Origin of the sequence: Variovorax sp. MHTC-1 (assembly GCF_003984645.1) — a bacterium.
Taxonomy (GTDB): Bacteria; Pseudomonadota; Gammaproteobacteria; order Burkholderiales; family Burkholderiaceae_C; genus Variovorax.
Genome location: NZ_RWKI01000097.1, coordinates 1 through 776, shown reverse-complemented (window position 1 = coordinate 776; position 776 = coordinate 1). Strand labels below are relative to the sequence as shown.

Genomic DNA, 776 nt, shown 5'->3' with positions numbered 1-776 from the left:
TGCGGATTCAACCGGTCGATGCAACACACTGGTGACTGCCGTAGGCAGAAGGAGTGTTGCAGATGGCTTACCGGACGCGAACCTACTACACAGACAGCCAGAAGGCATTGATGTGGGAGCGATGGAGGCAGGGATGGACCCTCCATCAGATCGCTCAACTGTTTAATCGGCCCCACACGTCGGTACAGGGAATTCTGTCGCGTACCGGCGGCATTCGGCCGCCGGAGCGAACCCGTTCATCGATGGCGCTGACACTGGTCGAGCGCGAGGAGATCTCGCGTGCCATGGCGTCTGGCTTCTCGATTCGCTCGATCGCGTTGATCCTCGGGCGAGCTCCATCCACCATCAGCCGCGAGATCAAGCGCAATGGCGGTCCAGGGTGCTATCGAGCGACCCAGGCCGACCAGGCAGCATGGGATCGGGCTCGTCGGCCCAAGCGCTGCAGGCTGGCTGAGAACCGCGAACTGGCGCGCATCGTCACGGAGAAACTTCGACTGCAATGGTCTCCGGAGCAGATTGGCGGTTGGCTCAAGCATACTTACCCGTGCGACGAGACCTCCCACGTGTCCCACGAGACCATCTACCGCAGCCTGTTCATTCAAGCCCGCGGGGCCTTGAAGAAGGAGCTGTTGCAGCATCTCAGGCGCACCCGGGGCATGCGCCGCTCGCGCCATCACACGCAGAAGACAGACGACCACGGAAGAATCGTCGACGCCGTTTCCATCAGCGAGCGGCCAGCCACAGTTGAAGATCGAGCAGTTCCCGGGCACTGGGAA

Annotated in this window: 1 protein-coding gene; it reads left to right on the top strand. The window is 61.7% G+C overall.

Annotation, left to right across the window (positions count from 1 at the left end; genetic code table 11):
- Window positions 1-62: 62 nt before the first annotated feature.
- A partial coding sequence (locus EJI01_RS28435) for an IS30 family transposase (protein WP_126840422.1) occupies window positions 63-776 on the top strand: 714 nt, incomplete at its 3' end.